Raw genomic sequence first — 3,505 nt, forward strand, 5'->3', positions numbered from 1 at the left:
GATCTCATGAAGTACTCCTTATTTATAATTCATGAAAAGCGTTTCAGGTCAAGAAATAATTAAAAATAAAATCAAAAGCTTTTCTCTTTAAAGAAAAGCTTTTGATTTTAAACTATGAACTATAACTAATATATTTTGTCTCACACATATACACATTCTTTTCTTCAGTTGGGACATATACTTTAAACTTTTCTAAACGTTTTCCGTAAATATGAATCGTGACAACGCTTTCGCATTCAGCTATTTTAAGAATATGACAATCAGCTGGTGGAATGACTTTATCTGTTTCTCCTTCTCCCAAATAAAGATTTCCTGTATGGGTTAAATAAACAAGTGAATTTTCAAGCTGCTTAGTTTGTATAAAGTTCTGCACCATTATCCTTCCTGAAAAAACGCCTTCTACTCCCCATGTACCATCATGATCATGTAAAGGTGTAGATTGTCCATCTTTCCATACAAGAGCTAATACTTCAAATCGCTTTAAAGGATCTTCATATAACAAGTGTCGTGCATATTGAGCCGAATTCGCCTTCTGTTTTTCTAGCGGAAGCCATGTTTTCTTTTCTAAAAGTTCTTCTAGTAATTTTTCAATCGCACAAACAATTTGGTCTTCTAATAAATTACTATCAATTAAATCCGTTACAGTTTTAATAAATGTTTGAAACGTTTTACTTCCATTACACGTTAACATAAGCATCCTCCTCCACTCTTTTTCACACACTTCCATACTAAATAGCCCGCTAAAAATTTACAATTGAGAAATAAAAAACAAGGTACAGTAATTTTGTACCTTGCTGAACAGTTTATTGAGTTTTTAAGCGAATAGGTAAGAATTTCAAAGTTTGTTCATTTTCCAATATACATTTTTCTAAATTGAAAGATGAAGATAGCTCTATTTTTTCAAAAGCATTTATAAAGGTAGTTAATGCAATCTCGGCTTCTAAACGTGCAAGTGGTGCCCCTAAGCAAAAATGAGGACCTTTACCATAGGTTAAATGCTTTTCATTTCCTATTCGGTGTATATTAAATTTAGAGGCTTGTGAAAACTTTTTCTCATCTAAATTTGCTGCACTTACCCATGCAACAATCATTTGATCCTTTTTCATAAAAGGTCCAAATATATTTGTATCCTCTGTAATCCTCCTAGCTAATGTAACGGGAAAGCGATAGCGTAAAACCTCCTCAATCGCTTTTGGAATTAATGTAGGTTCTTTTCTTAACTCTTCATATATTCCAGGGGAATCCACTAAAAAGCAATAAAAGCTATTAATAATTAAATTTGTAGTAGTTTCATTACCTGCCGCTAATAACCCTAAAGAAAAAGTTACAATTTCTTCATCGGTTAATCTTTCGCCTTCATATTCAGCTCGTATTAAATCTGAAATAATATCGTCGGTTAAATGATATCTTTTATCTTGAACAATTGGAAGAAGGTATGCTTTAAATTTATTTAACGCAATTCCTTTTTCCACATCCAAATCGTTAAATTTATCTTTACTATACGGCATAAATAAAATATCAGACCATGCTTTAATTTTTTTACGGTCAGTTGTTGGCACTCCTAATAAATCGGATATGACGGTAACAGGTAAAGGTGCAGCAAACTCTTCAACGATATTAACCTCACTATATTTTCTGATATGTTGTACAAGTTCATTTGCGATAGCCTGTATTCGAGGTTTCCATTGTTCTAAACTTCTTGGAGTAAATGCTTTAGAAACAATAGAACGTACATTGCGATGTTCTGGTGGATCAGTAGAATTTATATTTATTCTAGTTTCTAAAGGTGGGATTGCGAATTGTCTTCGTTCCCTTCTACTGGAAAATAAGCGATAATCCGATAAAACTCGATTTACATCATCGTATAAAAAAACATTCCATACATCCTGCTCCTCATCATAATGAACCGGATGGTTATCCCTCATAAATTCATACCACTCATACGGATTCCACAATTCTTCTTTTGTTTTTAGCTTTGAAATTTCATGAACTAAAATCACATTTTCAGGCGAAGCCATAGTTCTTTCCTCCCTTTTCTTTTACAATAAAAGTGATAGGTCGGTCGTTCAAAGTTGTATAATCTAACATATGTTATTTTAACATATGTTAAAGGAGATTTTTCATTGGAGAACTTGAGAAATATATAAGGGGGATTTTTATGTACGTTGACATTTTATTACTAGCAGAATTAACGACTGGACCAAAACATGGATATGAAATAAAGAAAAATGTTCAAAATCGGTTAGGTGAGAATTTCGAATTAAATCATAATACACTGTATCCCGCTCTTCGGCGCTTCGAAAATATGGGCGCTATAACGAAAAAAATACATAAACAAGTCGGAAAGCCAAACCGAAATATGTACGACATAACTGAAACAGGAGAAGAAATTTTTTCTGAAATGTTAAGAGAGTTTCCCGAAAAGATTGCGACAAATAACGCTGAGTTCCTTGTGCGTATCGCGCTATTTGAAAAACTTGATTACGAAGCTAGAAAAGAAATTTTAACAATACGCCAAGACGTACTACATAAACAACTTACTGCTATTCAATCTTTACATGTTAGCTCATCTTTTATTACAGAAGTCATTGAATTTAGTAAATCACGTATTGAACATGAATTGCTCTGGATTACATCACTTATGAAGAAAATATGAAAAAATAAAAAGAAAAGTTAAAAACAATGAATGAAAATGAGATTTATTATCAATACTATAATTAATAAAAGGGCAACCACGATTTGGCTACCCTTCAAAAATTTATACTTCTGGATCAAAAGTTTTGCAATCTGTTTCTTCAGTTGTAGATGCATGTTTACCTTTATGACTTACTACATAAATTGCATCTGCACTACATTTATTGCCGTTAGCCCAAAATTTACAGTTGTTTACTTCACATAAAACGTCTTGTGCCATAGTATCACACCTCCTTGTTCTATTATCATTAACAAAATTCGGAGGTATGATACTCTTTGTCATGCATTTTTTATTACCTTTTTAACTTTCTTAATGGTTCAATATCTCCTTGTACAATAGCATCAATATTTCCGGTTATTTTTTCAATGTCAAAATTCCACCATTGAATCTGCAATAATTCATCTATTATTGCATTTGAAAATCTCTCTTTTATTTTATTTGCAGGATTTCCACCAACAATTGTATATGGTGCGACATCTTTAGTCACAACAGATTTAGCTGCAATTATTGCACCATCACCTATTTTTATTCCAGGCATAATAGTTGTGTCCATACCAACCCAAACGTCATTTCCAATCACTGTATCTCCTTTATAGGGCAGATCAGATAACTGTGGTGTGAATTTCTCCCAGCCATTCCTAAAAATATTAAATGGATATGCCGAAAATCCATCCATTCGATGATTCGCTCCGTTCATAATAAAGGTAACTCCAGACGCAATACAACAAAATTTACCAATAACGAGACGATCCCCGATAAATTCATAATGATATAATACTTGATCTTCAAATGTTTCCCCATGCTTCGCAT

General features: G+C 32.6%; 5 protein-coding genes. 1 reads left to right on the forward strand and 4 read right to left on the reverse strand.

The genetic code is table 11. The features are described 5' to 3' along the window. Positions 1 to 112: 112 nt before the first annotated feature. On the reverse strand, positions 113 to 691 hold the full coding sequence (locus AB3X48_RS19410) for a cysteine dioxygenase family protein (protein WP_016105008.1): 579 nt from the start codon (positions 689 to 691) through the stop codon (positions 113 to 115). A 112-nt stretch (positions 692 to 803) separates the two neighbouring features. Continuing rightward, entirely contained in the window at positions 804 to 2,018 is a 1,215-nt protein-coding gene (locus AB3X48_RS19415) for a cytochrome P450 (RefSeq protein WP_016105009.1), read from the reverse strand. A gap of 140 nt (positions 2,019 to 2,158) precedes the next feature. Here AB3X48_RS19415 and AB3X48_RS19420 point away from each other — a divergent pair, with 140 nt between their 5' ends. Then, on the forward strand, positions 2,159 to 2,656 hold the full coding sequence (locus AB3X48_RS19420; RefSeq protein ID WP_002085227.1) for a helix-turn-helix transcriptional regulator: 498 nt from the start codon (positions 2,159 to 2,161) through the stop codon (positions 2,654 to 2,656). A gap of 102 nt (positions 2,657 to 2,758) precedes the next feature. Here AB3X48_RS19420 and AB3X48_RS19425 read toward each other — a convergent pair whose 3' ends face one another. Together AB3X48_RS19425 and AB3X48_RS19430 are read right to left on the reverse strand one after the other, a co-directional pair. Beyond that, complete coding sequence (locus tag AB3X48_RS19425; RefSeq protein ID WP_000046089.1) at positions 2,759 to 2,914, reverse strand: DUF1540 domain-containing protein; 156 nt, start codon at positions 2,912 to 2,914, stop codon at positions 2,759 to 2,761. A 73-nt stretch (positions 2,915 to 2,987) separates the two neighbouring features. Further along, positions 2,988 to 3,505, reverse strand: a 518-nt coding sequence (locus tag AB3X48_RS19430; protein ID WP_367959824.1) for a CatB-related O-acetyltransferase, incomplete at its 5' end; no start/stop codon positions are given.

The organism is Bacillus sp. S4 (assembly GCF_040838205.1).
GTDB lineage: Bacteria > Bacillota > Bacilli > Bacillales > Bacillaceae_G > Bacillus_A > Bacillus_A cereus_U.